This window comes from Dyadobacter sp. NIV53, from assembly GCF_019711195.1.
Lineage (GTDB): Bacteria > Bacteroidota > Bacteroidia > Cytophagales > Spirosomataceae > Dyadobacter.
In genome coordinates this window covers 1,662,726-1,684,989 of the sequence record NZ_CP081299.1, presented here as the reverse complement: position 1 = coordinate 1,684,989, position 22,264 = coordinate 1,662,726, and the positions used below count along the sequence as shown (strand labels likewise).

The following is a 22,264-nucleotide window of genomic DNA, read 5'->3' as shown; positions in this document are numbered from 1 at the left end:
ATGATTCAGTTGTTTGTTTCAGCAATAGGAGAACTTACATTTAACCTTTAAATCTTTCGGAAATAACTAGCCAAAAGTCGATTTTTTCAGCAATGAGAACATTTATAACATAACCGATTCCTTCCTGATCCGATACAAAAACGGAGCCTTATTCGCTGCTCCTGTAAACTTCTTTTCCAACCTTTCCAGCACATTCAGGTCCAGTATTTTCTTCTGGAAATTATTCCGCGCAAATGGTTTATCAAAAATAGCTTCGTAAAGTTCCTGCACTTCCTTCATCGTAAAAGTTTCGGGAAGAAGATTAAATGCAATCAGCTTTTCGTCAAGATTAAAACGGAGTGCAGCAAGTGCCTTATTTACAATCTCATTGTGATCAATGATCATCTCTGGCAGATCTTTGATATTGTACCAGAGAATTGATTCATCCAATTCTGTTTTTTGCGGAATTACTTTATTAATATCCACCAGCGCATAATATCCAATCGAAACGAACCTTCTCGTGAACCAGTCGTACTCTTTTTTATAAAGGCCATTTTCGCTTAATCTTTCGGGATTAAGGGCAATCAGTTTATCCATGAATTCGATGTTGTTGCGGCCTGCTTTACCGAAAACGTAAAATTGATCGAGATAGATTTCGCTGATTCCGGTCCGCTCCTGAAGGATCCTGTTGGCGGCAATATCAATGTCTTCATTCTGATACACAAAGCCGCCGGGGACAGCCCAGAAATCGCCTTTGAAGTTTAGCTTTGGGGCCAATACTTTAAGTTGTTTCTCATGATATCCAAATATCACGCAATCAATCGAAAGCTGTTCTATATAATTTTTACTGCTTGGATAATGAATAGAGGTTTGTTCGGGCATATCTTTTAAATTCTGTGTGTTTTTCATTTCAGGACAAAGTTACTAAGGCAGTCTGTAAACCGGCAATATACCCACTCAGCTCGGTTTGAGCACATAAAGCGATCAGAGAGAAACAAGTTAATCTGATTGCTTTTAATACATAATTTTCGTTAAAATGAAGATTACTTGTACAATACAAATTTATAACATAAAAATATTTATTGTCTAATTTTAAGACAATAAATAAAATAATTATAGCTTTGTCTCACCATCATTATAAAATGTTTGTCAAGATGCAAGTAAAACCGATCCTAATCAGGCTGATGTATTTCGGCCTTTTTCTGTCCGTTCATTTTTCATTTGCCCAAAGTCCCCCAATCAAAATTCTGGTTTTCAGCAAAACTGCCGCATTCAGGCATGAGTCGATTGCGGCTGGGAAAACAGCACTGACTAAGCTTTCAAAAGAGAAAAACTTTGGAGTGAGCTTCACGGAAGATGCCACGCAGTTCAGCGAAAAAAACCTTAAAATGTACAATGCCGTTGTATTCCTGAATACGACAGGTGATGTTCTTACCAACGAACAGCAAACTGCATTTGAAAGGTATATTCAGGCAGGCGGAGGTTACGTAGGTATTCACGCGGCTACCGATACGGAATACGATTGGGCTTGGTACGGCAGGCTCGCAGGAGCTTATTTTTTGGATCATCCGAGCACACCAAGCAATGTGCAAAACGGGAAATTTATAGTGACTGAAAAGAATCACTGGGCAACACAAGGAATGCCGGATGAATTCGAGCGCAAAGATGAGTTTTATAGTTTCAAAGACATTTCTCCAAAAATAAATGTCGTATTGAAAATTGACGAAAAGAGTTATATAGGAGGTAAAAATCCTGATTTTCATCCAATTAGCTGGTATCAGGGATTTGATGGTGGCCGTTCTTTTTACACCGCGATGGGCCATACGGACGAAACATTCTCGGAACCCCTTTTTCTCAATCACCTTTTGGCAGGAATAAAATATGCAGTGGGTGGAGAAACACCAAAACCGCTCGATTTCTCCAAATCCAAACCCGAAGAAAACCGTTTCTCAAAAGTAATTTTGGAAGAAAAACTGGATGAGCCTATGGAACTTAGCGTATTGAATGATGGGCGGGTTTTGTTCATTCAACGCAAAGGAGAAGTGCGGCTTTATAATATTAAAACGAAAGAGCTTAAAACCATTGCCAAAATCCCGGTTAGTACGAAATACAAGAACAAAGAAGGCAAAGAATCGACAGGTGAAGACGGGCTTTTAGGCCTTAACAAAGATCCGAATTTCGCTCAGAATCATTGGATTTACCTGTATTATTCAGTTCCCGAAGAACCGAAAAATGTACTGGCTCGTTTTGAGCTTAAAGGTGACGAACTGGTAATGGATTCAAAAAAGGTCCTTTTGGATATTCCAACCCAACGCGAAGAGTGCTGCCACACGGGCGGTTCAATTGCATGGGATAAGGCGGGTAATCTGTATTTGTCTACGGGTGATAATACCAATCCGCACGGTTCCAATGGTTATAGTCCAAGCGATGAGCAGGAAGGACGATATGCTTGGGATGCACAGAAATCATCAGCCAATACAAATGATCTTCGAGGGAAAATTATCCGGATTAAACCACAAGCTGACGGCAGTTATACGATTCCGGAAGGAAATCTTTTTCCAAAAGGAACTGCGTTGACTCGCCCCGAAATCTTTACGATGGGACACCGCAACCCGTTCCGTATTTCTGTTGACCAAAAAACAAACTACGTATATTGGGGTGAGGTTGGGCCGGATGCAGCTAAACCCGATTCGACAAGAGGACCGGCAGGTCACGATGAAGTGGGGCAAGCACGTAAAGCAGGTAACTTCGGCTGGCCGCATTTTGTGGGAGATAATAAGGCCTATTTTAAGTACGATTTTGCGAATAAAAAGTCGTTGGACAAATGGGACGAAAACGCTCCGACGAATACGTCTCCAAACAATACTGGTTTGAAAGTGCTTCCTCCTGCACAAAAAGCATTTGTCTGGTATCCATATGGTGTGTCGAAAGAATTTCCACTGGTTGGATCGGGTGGAAGAAACGCCATGGCAGGCGCCGTTTTTTATGCAGATCAATTCAAGAATGCACCTGGTGTTTTCCCAAATTATTACAATGGAAAATTTCTGGAATACGAATGGATGCGCGGCTGGATTATGGCCGTGACCATGGATAAAGATGGCAACTATGTTTCTATGGAGCGTTTCATGCCAAGCTATAAATTTTCGAATCCGATGGATATGGAGTTTGCAGAAAATGGCGATCTGTATATGCTCGAATACGGAACCGGATGGTTTTCTGCCAATGATGATGCGCGATTGATTCGGATCGAGTACAACGGCGGTAACCGCAAACCGCAGCTGCAAATGACCGCTAACAAAATGGGCGGTGCTGCTCCGATGGCACTTAGCCTGAGTGCAAAAGGTACAGAAGGATGCAGATGATGACGCGCTGACTTATTCCTGGAAAATTTCGTCGAAAAGTGGTTTTCAAAAAGTAATAAATACTTCTGATGCGAATTTAACACTGGCGAAAACCGGACTTTATAAAGCAACGTTAACTGTGAATGATGGCAAAGGAGGCGTTAGTTCGCAATCTATGGATATCACCGTTGGAAACGAACCGCCGGTGTTGAGTCTGGAAATGCCGGGTAGTAATAAGTCGTTTTATGCTGCGAATAAGCCTTTTAACTACGATATTAAAGTAGCTGATAAAGAAGATGGTACACTGGGAAAAGGCATTGATCCGGAACAGGTTGCAGTCAATATTGATTACCTGGCCGAAGGATTTGACAAAATCGCCATTGCGCAAGGACACCGTTCTGCTGATGCGAGCGCTCTTTATGCTTCGGGTAAAAAACTCATTGAAGCCAGCGATTGCAAAGCTTGTCACAGTGTCGACAAAAAATCAATCGGGCCTGCTTATCGTGAAGTTGCTGCGAAGTACAAAGGGGAGAGTTCGGCGGTTGAGAAACTGACCAAAAAAGTAATTTCGGGTGGAGCCGGTGTTTGGGGTGAAACTGCAATGGCAGCACATCCGCAATTATCGGCGGCTGATGCTTCCGAAATGGTGAAGTACATTTTGAACATTGCCAATGAAAAACCCAAAGAAAAATCTCTGCCGGTGAAGGGAAGTTACACGGCAAAAATTCCGTCCGGTGACAAGGGCAAAGGCGTATTTATTGTCCGTGCTGCTTATGAAGATGCGGGTGCAGGAGGATTACCGGCGTTGAGATCCGAACAATCATTTGCTTTGAGAAACGCTAAGGTGAATGTACATGGTTTTGATGAATACGAGAATATTATGAAGATATCAAACGGCGGCATGGATCTGGCAATCATTTCTAAACCAGGCGCTTATATGGTTCTTAAACAGGTCGATCTGAATGCCGTTTCTGAACTGCAAATTCAGGCCGTTGCGCCAAAACCACAGCTCAATGCAGCAGGTGGAAAAGTCGAATTGCGAATGGATAGTCCAACGGGTAAGTTGGTAGGGGAATCCGCTTTTCTTGAAGCATCAGATAAAATGGATTTCAAACCCACAGTGCTAAGCGTGCCCGTGAAGCTGACTGATAAAACCGATGGAAAACTGCATGATATATACGTGGTTTTTGTCAATCCGAAAGCAGAGGAACATTCGCTGATGGTGGTGATGGGTACTGAATTTATTTTGGCTGCTGATTCGCAGTAACGTTTGAAAAACTAAAATCGATCTTAAATGAAAAGAGTAATTATTCTGGCCTGGATGCTTCCGGCAATTGCGTTTGCCCAGCCCTCGACACTACAAAAAGGCTTTCAAACCCCGCTTAATGCCGCAAAACCGCGTGTTTGGTGGCATTGGATGAATGGGAATATTACCAAGGAAGGGATTACAAAAGATCTTGAATGGATGGATCGTGTGGGTATTGGCGGTTTTCAAAATTTTGACGCCAGCCTTTTTACTCCGCAAGTGACGGCTAAGAAGCTTGTATTCATGACTCCGGAATGGAAAGATGCATTCAAGCACACGACCGATCTTGCCAAAAAACTCAACCTCGAAATGACAATCGCTGCTTCTCCCGGATGGAGCGTAACGGGCGGGCCATGGGTACCGCCGAGCGATGCGATGAAGAAGTATGTCTGGACGGAAACCAAAGTAACCGGCGGACAGGCGTTTTCAGGAAAACTTCCGTCACCGCCAAATACCACCGGCAGTTTCCAGAATGTGCCCATGGGATCGAGTATGCTCGGTGGGCCGGTTGCTGAGACCAAAACCTTTTATGCTGATGCGGCGGTCATTGCGTATCGTTTACCTGCTACGGAAAAATCGTTAAGCGCATTAAATCCAAAAATTACTTCAAGTGGCGGCACCTTCGGTCTCGCCGAATTAACGGACGGAGATATTGCCAAATCTGCGCTGTTGCCGCCCATGGAAGTAGGACAGGACATGTGGATCCAATACGAGTTTGATAGTCCGCAAACAGTCAAAGCCTTTACCATTGCGGGAGCAAGCAGCGGAGGCGCATTGGCAGAGTTCAGAGGTGCGCCGGATAACCGGACTTTGAAAGTGAGTGATGATGGCGTGACATTCCGGGATGTGGTGGTGATCCGTGGTAGTACCGTTCCTGAAAATACGATGAGCATTTTGCCGGTTACAGGAAAATATTTCCGGTTCACCTTCAAAACGCTGGAACCACAGGGTAACCCGTTTGCCGAAATGTTTGGTGCTGGCGGTCAGGGTACGCCCAAGCCGGAAGGTGTACAGGTTGCAGAAATTGTTCTTCACAATACTGATCGCGTTGATTTGTTTGAAGAAAAAGCCGGTTTTAGCCCATGGAAAGAAAATACGCATTCTTTGGTAAAAAAAGATGCAGACGCTATTCCTACGAAGGACGTCATCGATCTGACGTCAAAAATGGGCGCTGATGGCACACTCAACTGGACAGCACCTGCGGGAAACTGGGTCGTATTAAGGATGGGTTATTCGATCACAGGCAGACAAAATCACCCGGCTTCTCCCGAAGCAACAGGCCTTGAAGTGGATAAACTGGATAAAGTTGCGGTTAGCAAATACATTGAAACGTATCTGGATATGTACAAGGACGCGACCGGTGGACAAATGGGTGCGCAAGGTTTAAGTCACATGGTTTTAGATAGTTATGAAGCCGGGCACATGACCTGGACGAAGACCATGCCGGAAGAATTTAAAAAGCGCCGCGGTTACGATATCACGCCATGGATTCCGGTGTTGACGGGTCGTGTAATAGAAAGTGCCGAAGCCAGTGAGAAATTTCTATGGGATTTCCGCAAGACGATCGGTGAATTGATTGTTGAAAGTCACTACGAAGTGATCGGTGATGCAGTGCATAAGCGGGGCATGAAGCGCTATACGGAATCGCACGAAAATGGACGGATTTATTTGGCAGACGGAATGGACGTGAAAAGAAAGGCAGATATTCCAATGTCCGCCATGTGGACACCAGGTAGTTTGGCGGGTGGCTCGGACGAAGAGGTACGAAGCGAGGCAGATATCCGGGAGGCGGCATCCGTTGCCCACATTTACGGCCAAAACCTTGTTGCCGCCGAATCCATGACGTCAATCGGTAACGCATTCAGCTGGCATCCTGAAAAACTGAAAAGAACAGCAGATCTGGAAATGGCGTCTGGTTTGAACCGTTTTGTGGTGCATACTTCTGTACATCAGCCGCTGGATGATAAAAAGCCCGGTATTTCACTTGGACCATTCGGACAGTATTTCACACGTCAGGAAACCTGGGCGGAACAGGCGAAAGTCTGGACGGATTATCTGGGCCGGAGTTGCTACCTTTTGCAACAAGGGAAACCTATAGTGGATATCCTTTACTACTATGGCGAAAACAATAATATCACGCAGGTTTTTGCACAAAAGCTACCTTCTGTACAAGGCTACGAATATGATTTTGCCAATGCCACTGTTTTGAAGGAAGCTTTAAAAATCGAAGGTGGAAAAATTGTTGCAACAAGCGGACAGCAATATCGCCTTCTCGTTCTGGATTCTACCGCAAAAAGTATGACTTTACCCGTCCTGAAAAAATTGGGAGAGTTGGTTAAATCAGGAATGAAAGTAGCGGGAACGAAACCGGAATACAGCCCAAGCCTGACCGACAATGCAGCAGAATTCACAACATTGGTCAATCAAATATGGAGTAACCCGAACGTTTCTACGAAGTCTGTGGATGCTGTACTGAATGAAATTGGTGTTAAAAAAGATGTAGAAATTTCAGGAGCAAAATCTAAAATTCTATACGTCCATCGTCAAACTGCCGATGCGGATCTGTATTGGCTGGATAATAGAAGTGATAATCCCAACGAAGCAGAAATTAGTTTTCGGGTAACAGGTAAAGTGCCGCAATTGTGGAATACTGAAACCGGAAAAACAGAAAAAGTATCATACCAAATTAAAGACGGACGGACGATCATACCGTTGAAATTTGATTCATGGGGCGCTTATTTTATTGTTTTTGAAGGCAAAACGACTGAGACTTCTTATACAAAACCAGCAGTGACCGAATCGGAAGTTGCTTCGATAAAAGGTGATTGGAAAATAACTTTTCAAGAGGGCAGAGGAGCACCGCAGCAAGCCAGTTTCAAAACGCTCGCTTCACTTTCTGAAAATGCGGACGCCGGTATAAAATACTTTTCAGGTACTGCAAACTATGAGAACAAGATTGTGTTGCCCGCGGTTGGGAAAAATACTTCATATGTTCTTGATCTTGGAGACGTAAAAAATATCGCAGAGGTTACGGTAAACGGGAAAAAAGTCGGGACGGTCTGGAAAAAGCCATATCGTATTGACATTTCAGAAGCTTTGAAGTCCGGAGATAACGTGTTGCAAATAAGTGTGACAAACCTATGGGTGAATCGCCTGATCGGTGATGCGCAGCCGGGAGTTACAAACAAGATCACATTCACAACCATGCCTTTCTACAAGGCTGATGCGCCGCTACTGCCTTCGGGTTTAATAGGGCCGGTTCGTTTGCTGGAGGCCAAATAATAATCAAATCAAATTATATAGTTTAACCAATCAAATCAATGAAAAAAGTAAGTATTATTATCGTCGTTTTATTTCTGGCTGTTACCTTCAAAAGCTATTCCCAAACAGCTCCTGCTGCAACCAATGACTTTTTTGTTGGAAAATGGGAAGTCCTGGTTCTTGGTACACCCAATGGAGACTCCAAAATGGTAACTGAGCTTACCAGAAAGGACGGCAAGTTGACTGGTGAACTGAAAGACCCAACTGGCCAAAATCCGGAAGCTCGTCCGATCACGAGCGTTACAGAAGAACCGAATAAGATTACCATTTATTTCACAGCTCAGGGAACGGATGTCAGTCTGGACTTGACAAAAGTTGATGATAATAGCGCAAAAGGATCCATTATGAGTGGGATGTTTGATGCAAGCGCAAAACGGATTAAGGAGTAGTAGAACCAAACATTGTCGTCCTTCCAGAAATAAACAATCCATTCATTCCGGATTGTTTATTTCTGGATTTAACTTGTATAACCGTTAAGGGAAGAGTCCATTGTACCTCGTCCTGATCATATGAATTTTGAAATATAACATTACGAATTCTATAAAATTAAAGCTGCGTAACCATCAGTCAAACAATAAACCTGAAATGAAAATCAAAAACCTGATACTAACAATCTTCCTTTTGTACATAAGCGGTAACACACTTTTTGCTCAAAAAGGTAAACAGCTATTTCCTCAAATGCCCGGAATGGTGTCCTACACATACCGTTCCAGCTTTTCAAAAGATGCAGCTGCAACATTGGACACGTTGAAAGGCCTTGGTATAAAGGATATGGAATTTTCAAGTTTGTTTGGGAAAACGGCAGCAGAGCTCAGAAAACTATTGGATGAACGTGGCATGAAATGTTCGTCGTTCGGAGTAAGTTATGATGATGCGCTGAACAAAACCCAGGAAGTAGGGCAAAATGCTAAAGCCCTAGGCGCTAAGTTTGTGCGTGTAGCATGGGTTCCTCACAAAGGCGCTTTTACAGTTGAAATGGCTGATAAAACGATCGCTGATTTTAACACAATTGGCAAACGGCTGAAAGATGAATTTGGGCTGTCCTTCTGTTATCATAACCACGGCTATGAATTCGAAAAGCACGAAAATGGTACACTTCTGGACTATATTATTCAAAAGACTGATCCTGCCTATGTAAGTTTTGAGCTGGATGTACTCTGGGCATTTTTCCCTGGCGGCGATCCCGCAGGTCTGCTTACTAAATATCCTGACCGTTTCAAATTAATGCACATGAAAGACCTGCGCAAAGGTGTGGAAGGAAACTTATCCGGAGGAACGCCAGTAACAAATGATGTTGCTTTGGGAACCGGCCAGCTCGACATACCTGCCATCCTGAAAGCCGCAAAGAAATCAGCTATTGAGCATTATTACATTGAAGATGAAAGTCCAAGTTATTCCACTCAGGTTCCTCAAACCATGGCATATCTGAAGGGATTGAAAAACTAACAGTTTTCTGGTAATTATACCTTAACCATTATTCCATTTATAATCCCTCTATCGGCGATTTTCCACGTGTTCTTCGTGCTTTTATTTTCTGCTGCATCCATTCCGGATAACCGGATTCGTCTTCAGCATTATAAATACGCATGTTTTCGGATGTTTTAATATCTATCAAATCTTCCTGGCTGCATTTGAGGATCTTTGCAGCAGTTTGCACACCAGAGTAGGTAGCGCCTGCCACTCCGTTTGCCAGAATGCTTGCTCCGCAGAGATATAAATTTTGGATTTCACTTTCTGTCTGAAATCCAAAAGCCCCTATCTGCCAGAAACTTTTTTCGGTGCCATAAACGCAGCCGTTAGTAGAATCAATGTAAAACATGTTGGTCAGGGGCGTGCCGAGTTCTTTATGTATAATTTTGCTGCTCACGCCGGGAAGTACTTTTTCCATTCCTCTTATCATTTTCGCCATCAATTTTTCCTTAAATTCCAGATATTCCTGCGAATGAAAGTTGCCTTCGTTTTTAAACTGATTGAAAGATTCGTGATTAATAAAAGTGATGACTTCGATAGTATGATTCCGGCCATCAAAACTTGTGGGATCTTTAAGCGTAGTGCAGCTAATGAAAAGACCAGGGAATTCTTCGCCCGAGATAATGTCGGCCTTTAATTGTTCTTCGTATAATTCGTCAGGATCTTTATCGGGTACAAGCCAGATATTACCTGAATCAAGACCCGCTTTTCGCACATCCATATCTACCGTTAAAAAGAGCATCAACGAAGTACAGGAGTATTTTGTTTTATTAATCTGGCTTAGCAATTTCGTACTAAGGTGAGGTATTCCTACCAAATCAAGATAAGTTTTGCCGGGATCAGTATTGGAGATAATTCTTTTCGCATAGATACATTCACCATTTTCAAGTTCTATTCCTATTGCCCGCTTCTTTTTATTACCGTCAAGTAGAATTCGTTTTACCTTTTGCCGTGTGCGCACTTCACCACCATGTTTTTTTATTACATTGGTCATCGCTTTAACAATAGCTCCGCCACCGCCCATTGGATAAAATCCTCCGTTGGAATAATGGTCCATCACTGCACAGTGATAAGGAAAACTTGCCTTGCCGGGAGGCAGCCCATGATCGCCGCATTGGATATTAAGTACTTTTTTAAGCAAAGGATCTTTAATATGCCAGTCAATGACCCTTTTTAAACTGAACAAGCCGTACTTGCCCAAGTGCCTTGTGCGCCAGGGAATGGTAAGATTATCCCAAAACCCTTTCATTTTCGGAATGAGTGCCAGTTGGGTGCTTACGTTACGGACTGTGGCCAGATATTGAGCAAGACCCTTTTTTTCTTCAGGAAAGCGTTCTGAAAGTACCTTATACAGTTCATCAAAATTGGCAGGGATGTCAATACGTTCTTCACCAATCCAGCAATGTTCATAGGCAGCAGTATTCATTGAAAAAAAAACGAGGTCATTTGCAACCCCCAAACCCTGATATAAAGCACTGGTTGACTGATCTTTCCCTAACCGGCCAATGTAGTGTACGCCCGGGGAAAAACGTTGGCCGTTCAGGTAAAAACTATGACACCAGCCTCCCGGCACATCGTGCTGTTCGAGCACCAGAACCTTTTGTCCTGCACGCGCCAGACAGATTGCTGCTGAAAGTCCGCCCGCACCCGAACCAATGACGATGTTATCTACTTCCATTTTGTAAAAAGTGGATTTTATTATTACAATTTCTTACAAAATCCGAACCAAAATACAATGATGCTGATTATGCCCGGTTTGGGATTCCGGTAAAGAGAAGAAAAAAGTCTTATATAAATGCATAAGACACAAAAACTCCTTACCCTCCATCACTGGGGTTCAGGAAATATGTGGCTCTTTTGCCCCGTCTTCCTGTTTATAGTTGAAGGAGTGTCCGGCCAATAAACAGTTTTGGAAAATCGGGCTGCTGCACAAGGAAAATCCTCAAAGCAACCCTTTGGTGGTGTAGTGCAAAACAGGTAACTAATACTTTTAAATAAAAAAAGAACTTCGGAAATTCCAAAGTTCTTATAACTACCCTACGTACGAATTTTAATTCGACCTAAAAGTATATAGAATAAGTTGTAATAGCAAGAGTCATATTTATGCTACTAGCTAAAACAATAAATAAATGCACAATTATTTGTATGTTCTTTAAATAGTTAAATATAATATTTATTAATTTATATTAAAATGCAGATGTAGGCAAAAAAATTAAAATGTTTCTTATTTAAGATATCGTCGCCAACTAAATATTGTTATGTATAGATTTAGTTTGATTTAATATTTTACATTCTATTTAATATAGTTATACAAAAATCTATATATCTTGTAGCATTATATTGGGGGTTATAGTTAATAATTATAATTCTTTTAATTAAATGTGAATATGATTCAGCCTGTTCTTAATGCCATACAAACTCATTTTCCTGGTTCGGTGCCGTTGCCATCACCTAAACTAAATGGTTTTCAGCATTGTTTGTACCACTTTGCAATACCAGGATTAAAGGTAGTAGAGGTTATTGCTAACAATGAACAGTTGTCAATAACTACTTACAAACTGCCAAGTGAATCTGTTTTAAACGATTTTATTCAGGAACATTCAAAATCCGGCCTGGCATCAAGTATATTTAATTATCCGTCCACTACCTTATATTTCGGTTTACAGGGGGATATGTTTGCGCCCATGGCAATTAATAATGTAAATGTCTCAGCAGTTTACGGACTGTTGGATTCGGATGGGGTAGCCGGATTGATCGACTGAACTATTTCATTGAACAGGCTATCTCAAATCGTTTGCGCCGGGAAAGCACATCATTTTTCATTAAAAAAGTTACACTTCGTGCTTCCTTTATTTTTTTGAAAACTTTTACCTCAGAAATTCCTTCAAAAGGTTTCTGTAAATCGTATATTCCTTTCGAAAAATCCTAATATTGTAGCTTCTAATATTATAGAGCTATAATTTATGTCTAATAACTTATTCGATTTTGGAATGATCGGTCTTGGCGTAATGGGCCAGAACCTGTTGCTCAATATGGCTGATCATGGCTTTTCTGTTATCGGTTTTGATAAAGACGGAGCTAAAAATGCTGCTTTGGAAGCGGCTGCCACTCCTGGTACTACTGTAAAAGGTGTGCCGGAATTGGAGGATATGGTTCAACAATTAAAAACCCCGCGCAGGCTGATCATGCTTGTACCTGCGGGTAAGCCCGTTGATGATGTGATCGAATCGCTGATTCCTTTGCTGGAAAAAGGAGACATTGTCATTGACGGAGGAAACTCTCATTATACCGATACATTACGCCGTGTAGAATATCTCAAAGAAACGGGGATCAATTTTATGGGTATGGGTGTTTCCGGCGGTGAACAAGGTGCACGCTCTGGGCCTAGTATGATGCCAGGTGGTAATGAAGAAGCTTACGAACATATCAAACCTGTACTGGAATCAATTGCAGCGAAGGTAGATGGCGTTGCATGTGTGGATTATTTGGGTAAAGGCGGAGCTGGCCATTATGTGAAAATGGTCCATAATGGAATTGAATATGCCATTATGCAGCTTATCAGCGAGTCTTATGCCATTCTGAAACACGGCGGTCTTACGAATACCCAGCTTCATGAAGCTTTCAAAAGCTGGAATGAAGGTGATCTGCAATCTTTTCTGGTTGAAATCACTGCGGATATATTTCTTCAAAAAGATGATAAAACGGATGCTGATTTAGTTGATGTTATATCTGATAAAGCAGGATCAAAAGGTACGGGTAAATGGACATCACAGGATTCTATGGAATTGCCGGTTGCAGTTCCTGTCATTGATACTGCGGTAGCAATGCGGACTTTATCCGGTTATAAAGATGAGCGCGTTCAGGCAGCTGCCATATACACTTCTGAGCATTCCGATTTGTCTGAATCTCAGGAAGAATTGGTTAAACTGGTTCATGACGCTTTATATTTCGCTACTATATTGAGTTATACACAAGGATTGGCCATGTTATCCCAGGCATCAACTTACCTGAAAATGGATATACCAATGCCAAAAGTTGTGAGTGTATGGAGAGGCGGTTGTATTATTCGCTCTTCCTTATTGGAAACATTTTCAAAAGCATACAACAAGAACGCGGAATTGTCCAATATTTTGTTGAACGAAGATGTAGCTTCACTCGTTAAATCTGTGGAAGGAAATATGCGTTCGACTGTTGCGCTGGCTGCAAAATCGGGTATACCGGCAGGTGGGTTTATGTCGGCTCTGTCATATTTTGATGCATATAGGACCGAAAGAATGCCAACTAATCTGATTCAGGCACAACGTGATTATTTCGGCGCACATACCTACCAGCGTATCGATATCCCAGGTACTTTTCATACAGAGTGGGGTCAAAATTAAATTTAGATTTTATGCAAACCAATAAACGTCCTCCTGCCTCTTTACTCTTTATTTTTGGAGGAAGCGGGGATTTGAATTACAGGAAACTGACGCCTGCCTTATATAATTTGTTTCTGGACAACTGGATGCCGGAAAAATTTGCGATCGCAGGTATTGGAAGAAGTGCTTATACAAACGAAGTTTATCATGAGCATTTATTGGATGGTGTCACTAAATTTTCACGCAGGAAAGGAAAACAGAACGGACACTGGACAGAATTCAGCGAACACGTTTCCTATCTGCAGATGGACGGAGACGATGCAGAAGCATATCATCTGATTACTGATCTGGTAAAAGAAAAAGAAGCAGAATGGGGCACGCACCCAAATGTAATTTTTTACCTCGCAGTAGCTCCGCAGCTGGTGCCTTCTATCGCACAGAAATTGGGCGCGCTTAAAATCTGTTCGGATACAAGCAGTACAAGAATTGTGGTTGAAAAGCCTTTCGGGCATGATCTGGCAAGTGCGCACGAACTGAACGAGCTCTTACTGAGCATGTTTACAGAAGAGCAGATTTTCAGGATTGACCACTATCTGGGTAAAGAAACGGTTCAGAATATTCTGGCATTACGTTTTGCGAATGCGCTTTTTGAGCCATTATGGAACCGCCATTATATCGATCACGTACAAATTACTGCTGCTGAAAGTGTAGGACTGGAAGGAAGGGGCGGATATTTTGAGCGTTCAGGTGCATTACGCGATATGGTTCAAAATCACATTCTGCAAATTATGTGTATGGTAGCCATGGAGCCACCTGTTTCTTTCGATGCCAACGAAATCAGAAATAAAAAAGTAGATGTACTGAATGCAATTCGTCGTATTACAAAAGATCAGGTTCATGATTTTGCGGTTCGCGGGCAGTATTCGGGAGGTTGGAAAAAGGGCGAAAAGGTAGTAGGGTACCGGGAGGAAGAAGGTGTAGACCCTAATTCTAAAACGGATACATTTGCTGCTGCCAAATTTTATATTGATAACTGGCGCTGGCAGGGAGTTCCGTTCTATGTACGGACAGGGAAATACCTGAACCAGAAAGCAACGCATATTACTTTGCAGTTTAAGCCTGCACCACATTATGCGTTCCCTGCGGAAGCTAATGAAACATGGCGTTCTAACAGGTTGACAATAAGTATTCAGCCAGACATGGATATTAGTATTCGTTTCCAGGCAAAACGCCCCGGACAAACGATGAATCTTGATCCGGTTGACATGACTTTTGATTATGATGCAGTAGCAGGTGAACACGCTCCGGAAGCATACGAAACTTTGTTACTGGACGTAATGGAAGGCGATGCAACATTATTCATGCGTGGGGATCAGGTTGATGCAGCCTGGAAGGTTATTATGCCGATACTGGAAACCTGGGAAAACAGGATACCAGTGGATTTTCCTAATTACGCGCCCGATTCATGGGGACCCGACGAAGCTGATGCACTGATTGCACGCGACGGCCATACCTGGATCAATTTACCACCTGTAGGATAAAAATTGATGGAACTCCATATAGCAAACGATGCCAGGCAGTTAAGTGAAGATCTGGCAACCTGGATCAGCGATTGTATTCAGGAAGTATTAAAAAGCCAGGACCGTTTCACTTTTGTTCTTTCCGGCGGAAGCACGCCAAAGAAATTGTATGATTTGCTGGCAGCTTCGCCTTATAAAGAAACGATTCCCTGGGAGAAATTACATTTTTTCTGGGGTGACGAACGTGCCGTACCTTTTGAAGATGACCGTAACAATGCAAAAATGTGTTATGAGGAGTTGCTGGACAAAGTTCCTGTAATTGCCAGCCAGATACATGTGATGCGTACGGATATTGAACCGGAAGCCTCAGTAGCAGCTTATGAAAAGATTCTAAGGGAATACTTCGGAGATTCTGAAACTACTTTTGATCTGGTTTTGCTTGGAATGGGAGATGACGGGCATACATTGTCCTTGTTTCCGGGAACCAAAGTGATTCATGAAGCAGAAAGCTGGGTAAATGCTTTTTTCCTTACAGCTCAGGATATGTACCGCATTACTTTGACTGCACCCGTTGTGAACGCTGCAAAATATGTAGCATTTATGGCAGTTGGTTCAGGAAAAGCCGAAACGCTGAAAAGTGTTTTAGAAGGAGAAACAAATCTTGATAAATTTCCTTCACAGATTATCAAACCTGTAACCGGAGAATTGCACTGGTTTGTAGATGAAGCAGCAGCTGCTCTTTTAGAGAAGTAGATATTTGTTAAAACATATAAAATGGGGCACCTGGATTCGTTTAGGAGCCCCATTTTTTTGCTGATTGAGAAAAATCAAAAAATTATACATTTGAGTTAGCTTCCACAGTGGGGTTACCTGTTTGTAGAAAAATGAAATATCATATGTTTACAGGTTTGCCGTAGGTACGCAACATATACATGGGTAGCCTCTTCGAGGCAAATTATTGGAACAAATCACATTATTTTTCTACAAACAGGTAGTGCCGATAGCTCAAAAAATTTTCCTTTAATTTTTCCTGTTATCACTTTAACCGATACATTCGGACGATTTGCAAAACAACCAACTATCCCAACTCAGCTTTGAAAACAATACTTGTTATTGATGATGAAGAAAAACTACGGTCTTTACTGGCACGAATAATTCGTTCGGAAGGATTTAAGGTTTTGGAAGCAGCCGATTGCCGGTCCGGGCTGAAATTGGTGGAGCAGAATGAAATTGATACAGTTCTGTGTGACGTGAAATTACCGGATGGGAATGGTGTTGATATGGTTTCGAAGATAAAAGTAATAAACCCGCTCATTGAAATTATTTTGCTCACTGCCTATGGAAATATCACCGACGGCGTGCAGGCTATGAAAAATGGTGCGTTTGATTATATTGTTAAAGGGGATGACAACGATAAAATTATACCATTACTGCACAAATCAATTGAAAAAATAACTTTACAAAAACGCGTTATACAACTTGAAAAACGGGTAGAGGAGAAATTCTCATTCCAGGCTGTTTTGGGAAAATCAAAGCCTGTTCAGGATGTTATTGAATTGGCTAAAAAAGTATCTCCAACCGATGCCGCTGTATTATTAACCGGCGAGACAGGAACAGGAAAAGAAGTATTTGCACAGGCAATTCACCAGGCAAGTTTGAGATCTTCAAGGAATTTCATCGCTTTAAATTGCAGTACTTTTGGCAGGGAAATTCTGGAAAGTGAGTTGTTTGGTTATAAAGCCGGTGCATTTACGGGAGCAAATAAAGATAAAAAGGGCCAGATTGAGGAAGCAAACGGAGGAACACTTTTTCTGGATGAGATTGGTGAAATGCCCTTGGAATTACAAGCCAAACTGCTTCGTGTTTTAGAAACAAATGAGTTTATTAAACTGGGTGATACCAAACCAACCAGATCTGATTTTCGTCTGATTGCGGCCACCAACCGTGATTTAAAAGCAGAAAGTGAAGAAAAGCGGTTCCGTTCAGATCTGTATTTTCGTCTGAATGTTTTTCAGATAAAACTTCCTGCACTGCGTGAGCGGATAAAGGATATTGAAGTTCTTGCTAATCATTTTATTCATTTTTTTGCTGATAAAACAAACAGGAAATTTAATCCCGTTTCTTCTGAAATTTTAAAAAGATTTGAACTCTATCAATGGCCTGGGAATATCCGTGAATTGAAAAATGTAATTGAGCGGGCAGTGATTATAAGTAACGGAAATGAACTGTCAATTGATAGTTTACCTTATGAAATTCAACAGGCACAACCTGTTCAAAAGATAAACCAGCTTTCTGCATTTTCCATGCAAAGCGTTGAAAAACTGCACATTCAGAAGGTACTTAATTATACCAGGGGCAATAAGGCAGAAACGGCTCGATTACTGGAAATCGGTATTGCGACCTTGTATAGGAAGATTGAGGAGTATGGGATTTTGTAAAAGTAACTATTCCTTCCATTCTGATAAAATGAGGATGTCTCATAACCAAAATGAAGCATCCTCTTTCGTTTATATTATTAGCTTAGGAAAAACCTGAATTGAATATGTACAATCAAATCTCAGTGTCTTGAATTTATTGGCTAGACTAAAAACGCCGTCCTAGGCGGCCTTTTTTCATATATTTTGTGCTATTGCCAGTAAGCCAAGCTCGATTGTTACCTTTTCTTTGCCTCTGAGCATAAAGCGTTTAAACCCATGATTGCTTTTTATACCTGCAAAAACGAGTTCAACATCGAAACATCTTTTCTTTCGTCTCTCAATTCCTTCCGGACTATTGAGTAGTTCATGAGCTTTTTTCTTCTGTCGTTCCAACTCCACATTCACCTGGATGATCCTGTTTCCTTTGGTATTACAACATGCTCCGTTTAGCAACTGTTGTAACAGTTCTGAGCCTGGTACTTTCTTAACCTTTGCTCAAAGCCAGTGCCGGTTTTGTTCTTGCTGTCTCCGATATAATGCATTTATTGCCCCACTGGACAGATGTAGCAATCTTTCCTGGAATTATAAAAAAGCTTGCGATCTTCTAAGATGGCCTCCTGCAACTCATATTTGGCACTATTGGCCGGATAATGTTTAGTTATATAACCCAGTTTATTCTTTGTCTTTATGTCAACACCTTTCTTTTTACCGAGCACTTCATTGAGCTTATTTACGGTAGACTGTACTTTTTCCGTGTTAATGGTAGTAAAGTCTGGTGGATCTGGCAAGTCATCTTCTTTTACAGCAACACTTTGGGCATACTCCCAAATATGCTTCAATTGCTTTTTCTTGACAAACGCTGGCAGGATGTCCTGGAAATCCTGCCAGCGGGCATCAATGTAATCAGTGCAGTTAATATTCAGCATATTGAAAGCCTGAATGAAGAAGTAAAGGATATTACCGGGGTTGAAGTAAAAGAAAGGATTCCCGACAGCGTCCTGTGTGCGGCAGACGAAGTGGTAAATATTGATCTTACTTCTGATGAACTGATCACCCGGCTGAAAGAAGGGAAAATTTATAAATCAGATAAAATTCAGACAGCCCTTAACAACTTTTTTAAGGCAGATCATATTCTCCAGTTGCGGGAGCTGGCTTTAAAAGAAGTAGCAAGCCAGGTGGAACGGAAAGTGGAATCTGAAATCCCCAGACAGGTTGTACCCCGGCGTGAAAAGTTTTTGGCCTGTATAAGCAGCAATGAGAAAACAGCCAGGCATGTGATCCGGAAAACAGCCAGACTTGCCAGTTATTACAACAGTAAATGGTTTGTTTTGTATGTTCAAACCCCTTCTGAAAGTCAGGATAAAATTGCACTGGACAAACGGCGGTATCTGATCAATAACTTTAAGCTGGCAACCGAAATGTGAGCGGAAATTATACGGGTATAAAATGCCAATGTGTCAGAAGCTATTATAGAAGTGGCTGAGCAAAAACAGATTATACTATTTGTTTAGGTAAACCACATATCACGCTTTTAAGAGTAATTTTGGTAACCAATCTTTTTAATAACCTTCTGAAGAAACTGTCTTCTTCGGAAATCGATCTTGTCATTCTTTCATAATGAAAATAAAAACCAAACTCAGGTTAGGAATCGGGCTTCTGTTCTTTATGATTATCCTGTTGTCGCTGGTTGCCGCCGGTTACATCAATATTTTGAAAAATGATACTGCCAATATTCTCAGAGACAATTACAACACACTTGATTATTCACGTAATATGTTGTTGTCACTGGATAAAATACAATCTGATCCAAAAGCAACACTGACATTTGAGGCAAACCTGAATAAACAGCAGGAAAATGTAACTGAACCAGGAGAGGGAGTGGCTACTCAAAATATAATGGATCATTTTATCAGCTTAAAAAACAACCTGCAAAACCAGGTTTTTCAAACTATGCTCAGAAAAGATATACTGGCGTTGATAAAGCTGAATATGGAAGCAATACAGCGAAAAAGTGACATTGCAATGCTTACGGCACAATCCGCCAATCTCTGGATTGCCGTAACCGGTACACTTTGCTGTCTTATTGCCCTGACTTTATTTGTAAACCTGCCGGGAAATATTGCCAATCCAATCAGAGAACTTACTGAAAGTATTAAGGAAATTGCCGCAAAAAATTATTCAGAGCGTGTTCATTTTGGCAGTAAGGATGAATTTGGCGCGTTGGCCGGTTCATTCAATATCATGGCCGAGAAACTGGAAGAATATGATAGTAGTAATCTTTCCAGGATATTGTTTGAAAAAAAGCGGATTGAGGCACTTATCAATAATATGCACGAACCGGTGATAGGTTTGGACGAAAACAAAACGATCCTGTTTGCCAATGATGAAGCTTCGAAAATCACAGGATTGGCAGCGGATGAAATGATTGGGAAATCAGCTGTGGATCTGGCCGTGTACAATGATCTGATTCGTTCGCTGGTTCAGGAATTACTTACTCCGGGAGGTTACAATGAACATGTACCAACTGCTCCGTTAAAAATATATGCAGATAACAAGGAAAGTTATTTTGAAAAAGAAATAGTAAATATTACGATCACACCAACAGGCGAAAAGAAAAAGCTATTCATTGGACAGGTTATTATCCTTAAAAATATTACACCTTTTAAAGAACTGGATTTTGCGAAGACAAATTTTATCGCAACGGTTTCCCACGAATTAAAAACACCCATTTCTTCTATAAAAATGAGTCTGCAATTGCTTGAAAACCAACAAACCGGTTTGATCAATGAAGAGCAGAAACAACTTATGGACAGTATAAAAGATGACAGTAACCGGCTTTTGAAAATTACTGGCGAATTGCTGAACATGTCACAGGTTGAAACAGGCAATATTCAGTTAAACATACAGCAAAGCAGTCCATTGGAAATTGTTCAGTATGCATTGGACGCAGTAAAGGTTCAGGCAGACCAAAAACAGATAGAGCTCAATTTACAAGCAGATGAAAATATCCCTTTTGTAAAAGCTGATACGGAGAAAACAGCTTGGGTACTTATCAATTTTTTAACCAATGCAATCCGTTATTCAGGTGTGGGAAGCAGGATTTCCATTCGGTTGAAAACAGATCAGGGACGCGTGATGTTTTTTGTCAAAGATGAAGGGCGAGGAATTGACAGCCGTTACAAAGACAAAATATTTGATCGTTATTTTCAGGTTCCCGGTAGCAGCAAAACCGGAACCGGACTGGGACTCGCTATTAGTAAAGAGTTTATCGAAGCGCAGGGAGGAAAGATTGGCCTGGAAAGTGAAGTCGGAATGGGAAGTACATTCTATTTTAATCTGTCCATAGCTTAATGTGTTTTTATCTTCGCCATACACTCCTGTACCTGCAAGGCCAGTTCGACAACACCTGTAACCATTTATAAATATTCTTTATCTTACATGAATATTAGGCTGTTATTTTACTTAACAAACCTGATAAAATCATGATACACATCCTTAAAATCATCGCAATTATTATTGCGGTTACTTACTCGCTCAAACTGATCAATTCACAATCAGATCTGCTTGTTTTTAGCGGTTTGGCTGTTGTTGGCTTTGCGCTTTATCTTTTCATTATTGAATTAAACAACATTTTTACCCTAATTAAATCTAAACTATGATCAGTATGACAAGAAAAATTACCATTGGTGTAATTGCCTTTTTTGTAGTAATAATATTGTTGTTTGTGCAGCCGATTTCCTTTGAAAATATTGACGCAGGTAATGTCGGTATCAAGATCAATTTATACGGAACTGATAAGGGTGTTGACAATATTACGTTGGTTACCGGCCGGGTTTGGTATAACAGCTGGACAACCAAAATCATTGAGTTTCCAACGTTTACCCAAAGTGTTGATTATGATCCTTTTGTGATCACCACCAAAGATGCAGCGGAATTCAAGGTAGACCCAAAGCTGAATTACCATATCAATCCGGATAAAGTACCGCAGATATATCGCCAGTATCGCCGGCCGCTTGGAGAAATTCAGCAGGGTTTTATGAAAAATACGATTTATGATGCTTATCGTATTGCTGCCAATTCTTTTACATCCGACAGTGTGATGTCGAACAGGGAAGTTTTCGAAAACCGGGTCCAGAATATTTTGACCCAGACTTTGGGCAAAGACGGTTTCATCTACGACCAGCTTACTTCAGCTATAACACCGCCGCCTTCGTTAAGGCAGATGATTGATGAAAAAAACACATCGATCCAGGCAAGACTTAAAGCAGAAAACATGGCGAAGCAGGCAGAAGCAGAAGCCAAAGTATTGGTTGCCAAAGCCGAAGGACAGGCAAAAGCAACTTTGATCAGGGCACATGCCGAAGCGGAAGCCAATGAGTTACGACGGAAAACATTGACCCCGTTATTGATCCAGCAGGAATGGGTAGCCAAGTGGAATGGTGTTTTACCTACCACAAGTGCAGGCGGAGCGAGTTTAATGCTGGGGATTAAATAATTGCTTTTAGTAAAGAGAAGTCAACTTTTGAAAAGTTGACTTCTCTAAAGTTGACTT

General features: G+C 41.4%; 15 protein-coding genes and 2 pseudogenes. 13 read left to right on the top strand and 4 right to left on the bottom strand.

The annotated features are described in order from the left end of the window. Window positions 1–102 precede the first annotated feature (102 nt). A complete protein-coding gene (locus tag KZC02_RS06785; RefSeq protein WP_229254044.1) occupies window positions 103–888 on the bottom strand; it encodes an NrtR DNA-binding winged helix domain-containing protein in 786 nt (261 codons plus the stop codon). A 275-nt stretch (window positions 889–1,163) separates the two neighbouring features. On the opposite strand from KZC02_RS06785, the pseudogene KZC02_RS06780 reads away from it, so the two are divergent. The 4 genes and pseudogenes from KZC02_RS06780 to KZC02_RS06765 all read left to right on the top strand — a co-directional run bounded on the left by KZC02_RS06780 (window position 1,164) and on the right by KZC02_RS06765 (window position 9,393). Continuing rightward, window positions 1,164–4,587: pseudogene (locus tag KZC02_RS06780) on the top strand (ThuA domain-containing protein). Window positions 4,588–4,614: 27 nt separating this feature from the next. Next, the gene (locus KZC02_RS06775; RefSeq protein ID WP_221393403.1) at window positions 4,615–7,908 is read left to right on the top strand and encodes a glycosyl hydrolase; all 3,294 of its coding nucleotides are present in this window, start codon (window positions 4,615–4,617) and stop codon (window positions 7,906–7,908) included. Between the two features lie 38 nt (window positions 7,909–7,946). Next, window positions 7,947–8,336: a hypothetical protein gene (locus KZC02_RS06770; protein ID WP_221393402.1), complete on the top strand. Its 390-nt coding sequence runs from the start codon at window positions 7,947–7,949 to the stop codon at window positions 8,334–8,336. 196 nt (window positions 8,337–8,532) lie between these two features. Then, a complete protein-coding gene (locus KZC02_RS06765) occupies window positions 8,533–9,393 on the top strand; it encodes a sugar phosphate isomerase/epimerase (RefSeq protein ID WP_221393401.1) in 861 nt (286 codons plus the stop codon). Window positions 9,394–9,430: 37 nt separating this feature from the next. Here the strand turns inward: KZC02_RS06765 and KZC02_RS06760 are convergent, their stop codons facing one another. After that, on the bottom strand, window positions 9,431–11,095 hold the full coding sequence (locus tag KZC02_RS06760; RefSeq protein WP_221393400.1) for an NAD(P)/FAD-dependent oxidoreductase: 1,665 nt from the start codon (window positions 11,093–11,095) through the stop codon (window positions 9,431–9,433). A 709-nt stretch (window positions 11,096–11,804) separates the two neighbouring features. Here KZC02_RS06760 and KZC02_RS06755 point away from each other — a divergent pair. From KZC02_RS06755 to KZC02_RS06735, 5 genes are all read left to right on the top strand, one after another. Beyond that, entirely contained in the window at window positions 11,805–12,179 is a 375-nt protein-coding gene (locus KZC02_RS06755; RefSeq protein ID WP_221393399.1) for a hypothetical protein, read from the top strand. 201 nt (window positions 12,180–12,380) lie between these two features. Further along, window positions 12,381–13,796 (top strand): NADP-dependent phosphogluconate dehydrogenase, encoded by a 1,416-nt coding sequence (gndA, locus tag KZC02_RS06750; RefSeq protein WP_221393398.1) that lies wholly within the window; start codon window positions 12,381–12,383, stop codon window positions 13,794–13,796. An 11-nt stretch (window positions 13,797–13,807) separates the two neighbouring features. Beyond that, on the top strand, window positions 13,808–15,316 hold the full coding sequence (zwf, locus tag KZC02_RS06745) for a glucose-6-phosphate dehydrogenase (protein WP_221393397.1): 1,509 nt from the start codon (window positions 13,808–13,810) through the stop codon (window positions 15,314–15,316). Window positions 15,317–15,322: 6 nt separating this feature from the next. Then, window positions 15,323–16,048, top strand: a complete 726-nt coding sequence (gene pgl / locus KZC02_RS06740) for a 6-phosphogluconolactonase (RefSeq protein WP_221393396.1) — start codon at window positions 15,323–15,325, stop codon at window positions 16,046–16,048. Between the two features lie 341 nt (window positions 16,049–16,389). Then, complete coding sequence (locus KZC02_RS06735; protein ID WP_221393395.1) at window positions 16,390–17,733, top strand: sigma-54 dependent transcriptional regulator; 1,344 nt, start codon at window positions 16,390–16,392, stop codon at window positions 17,731–17,733. 174 nt (window positions 17,734–17,907) lie between these two features. On the opposite strand, the gene KZC02_RS31565 is transcribed toward KZC02_RS06735, so the two are convergent. Continuing rightward, window positions 17,908–18,165, bottom strand: coding sequence for a transposase (locus KZC02_RS31565; RefSeq protein WP_229254043.1), 258 nt, complete (start codon window positions 18,163–18,165; stop codon window positions 17,908–17,910). Between the two features lie 89 nt (window positions 18,166–18,254). Continuing rightward, window positions 18,255–18,551, bottom strand: coding sequence for a hypothetical protein (locus tag KZC02_RS31560; RefSeq protein ID WP_229254042.1), 297 nt, complete (start codon window positions 18,549–18,551; stop codon window positions 18,255–18,257). A gap of 12 nt (window positions 18,552–18,563) precedes the next feature. On the opposite strand from KZC02_RS31560, the pseudogene KZC02_RS06725 reads away from it, so the two are divergent. From KZC02_RS06725 to KZC02_RS06710, 4 genes and pseudogenes are all read left to right on the top strand, one after another. After that, window positions 18,564–19,330, top strand: a pseudogene (locus KZC02_RS06725) (sensor protein KdpD); the annotation flags it as partial. Beyond that, the gene (locus tag KZC02_RS06720) at window positions 19,330–21,063 is read left to right on the top strand and encodes an ATP-binding protein (protein ID WP_221393394.1); all 1,734 of its coding nucleotides are present in this window, start codon (window positions 19,330–19,332) and stop codon (window positions 21,061–21,063) included. The pseudogene KZC02_RS06725 and the gene KZC02_RS06720, both read left to right, overlap by 1 nt. Window positions 21,064–21,194: 131 nt before the next feature. Next, a complete protein-coding gene (locus KZC02_RS06715) occupies window positions 21,195–21,371 on the top strand; it encodes a hypothetical protein (RefSeq protein WP_221393393.1) in 177 nt (58 codons plus the stop codon). A 5-nt stretch (window positions 21,372–21,376) separates the two neighbouring features. Continuing rightward, window positions 21,377–22,207 carry an SPFH domain-containing protein gene (locus tag KZC02_RS06710; RefSeq protein ID WP_221393392.1) on the top strand — a complete coding sequence of 277 codons (831 nt, stop codon included), beginning with the start codon at window positions 21,377–21,379 and terminating at the stop codon, window positions 22,205–22,207. Window positions 22,208–22,264 lie beyond the last annotated feature (57 nt).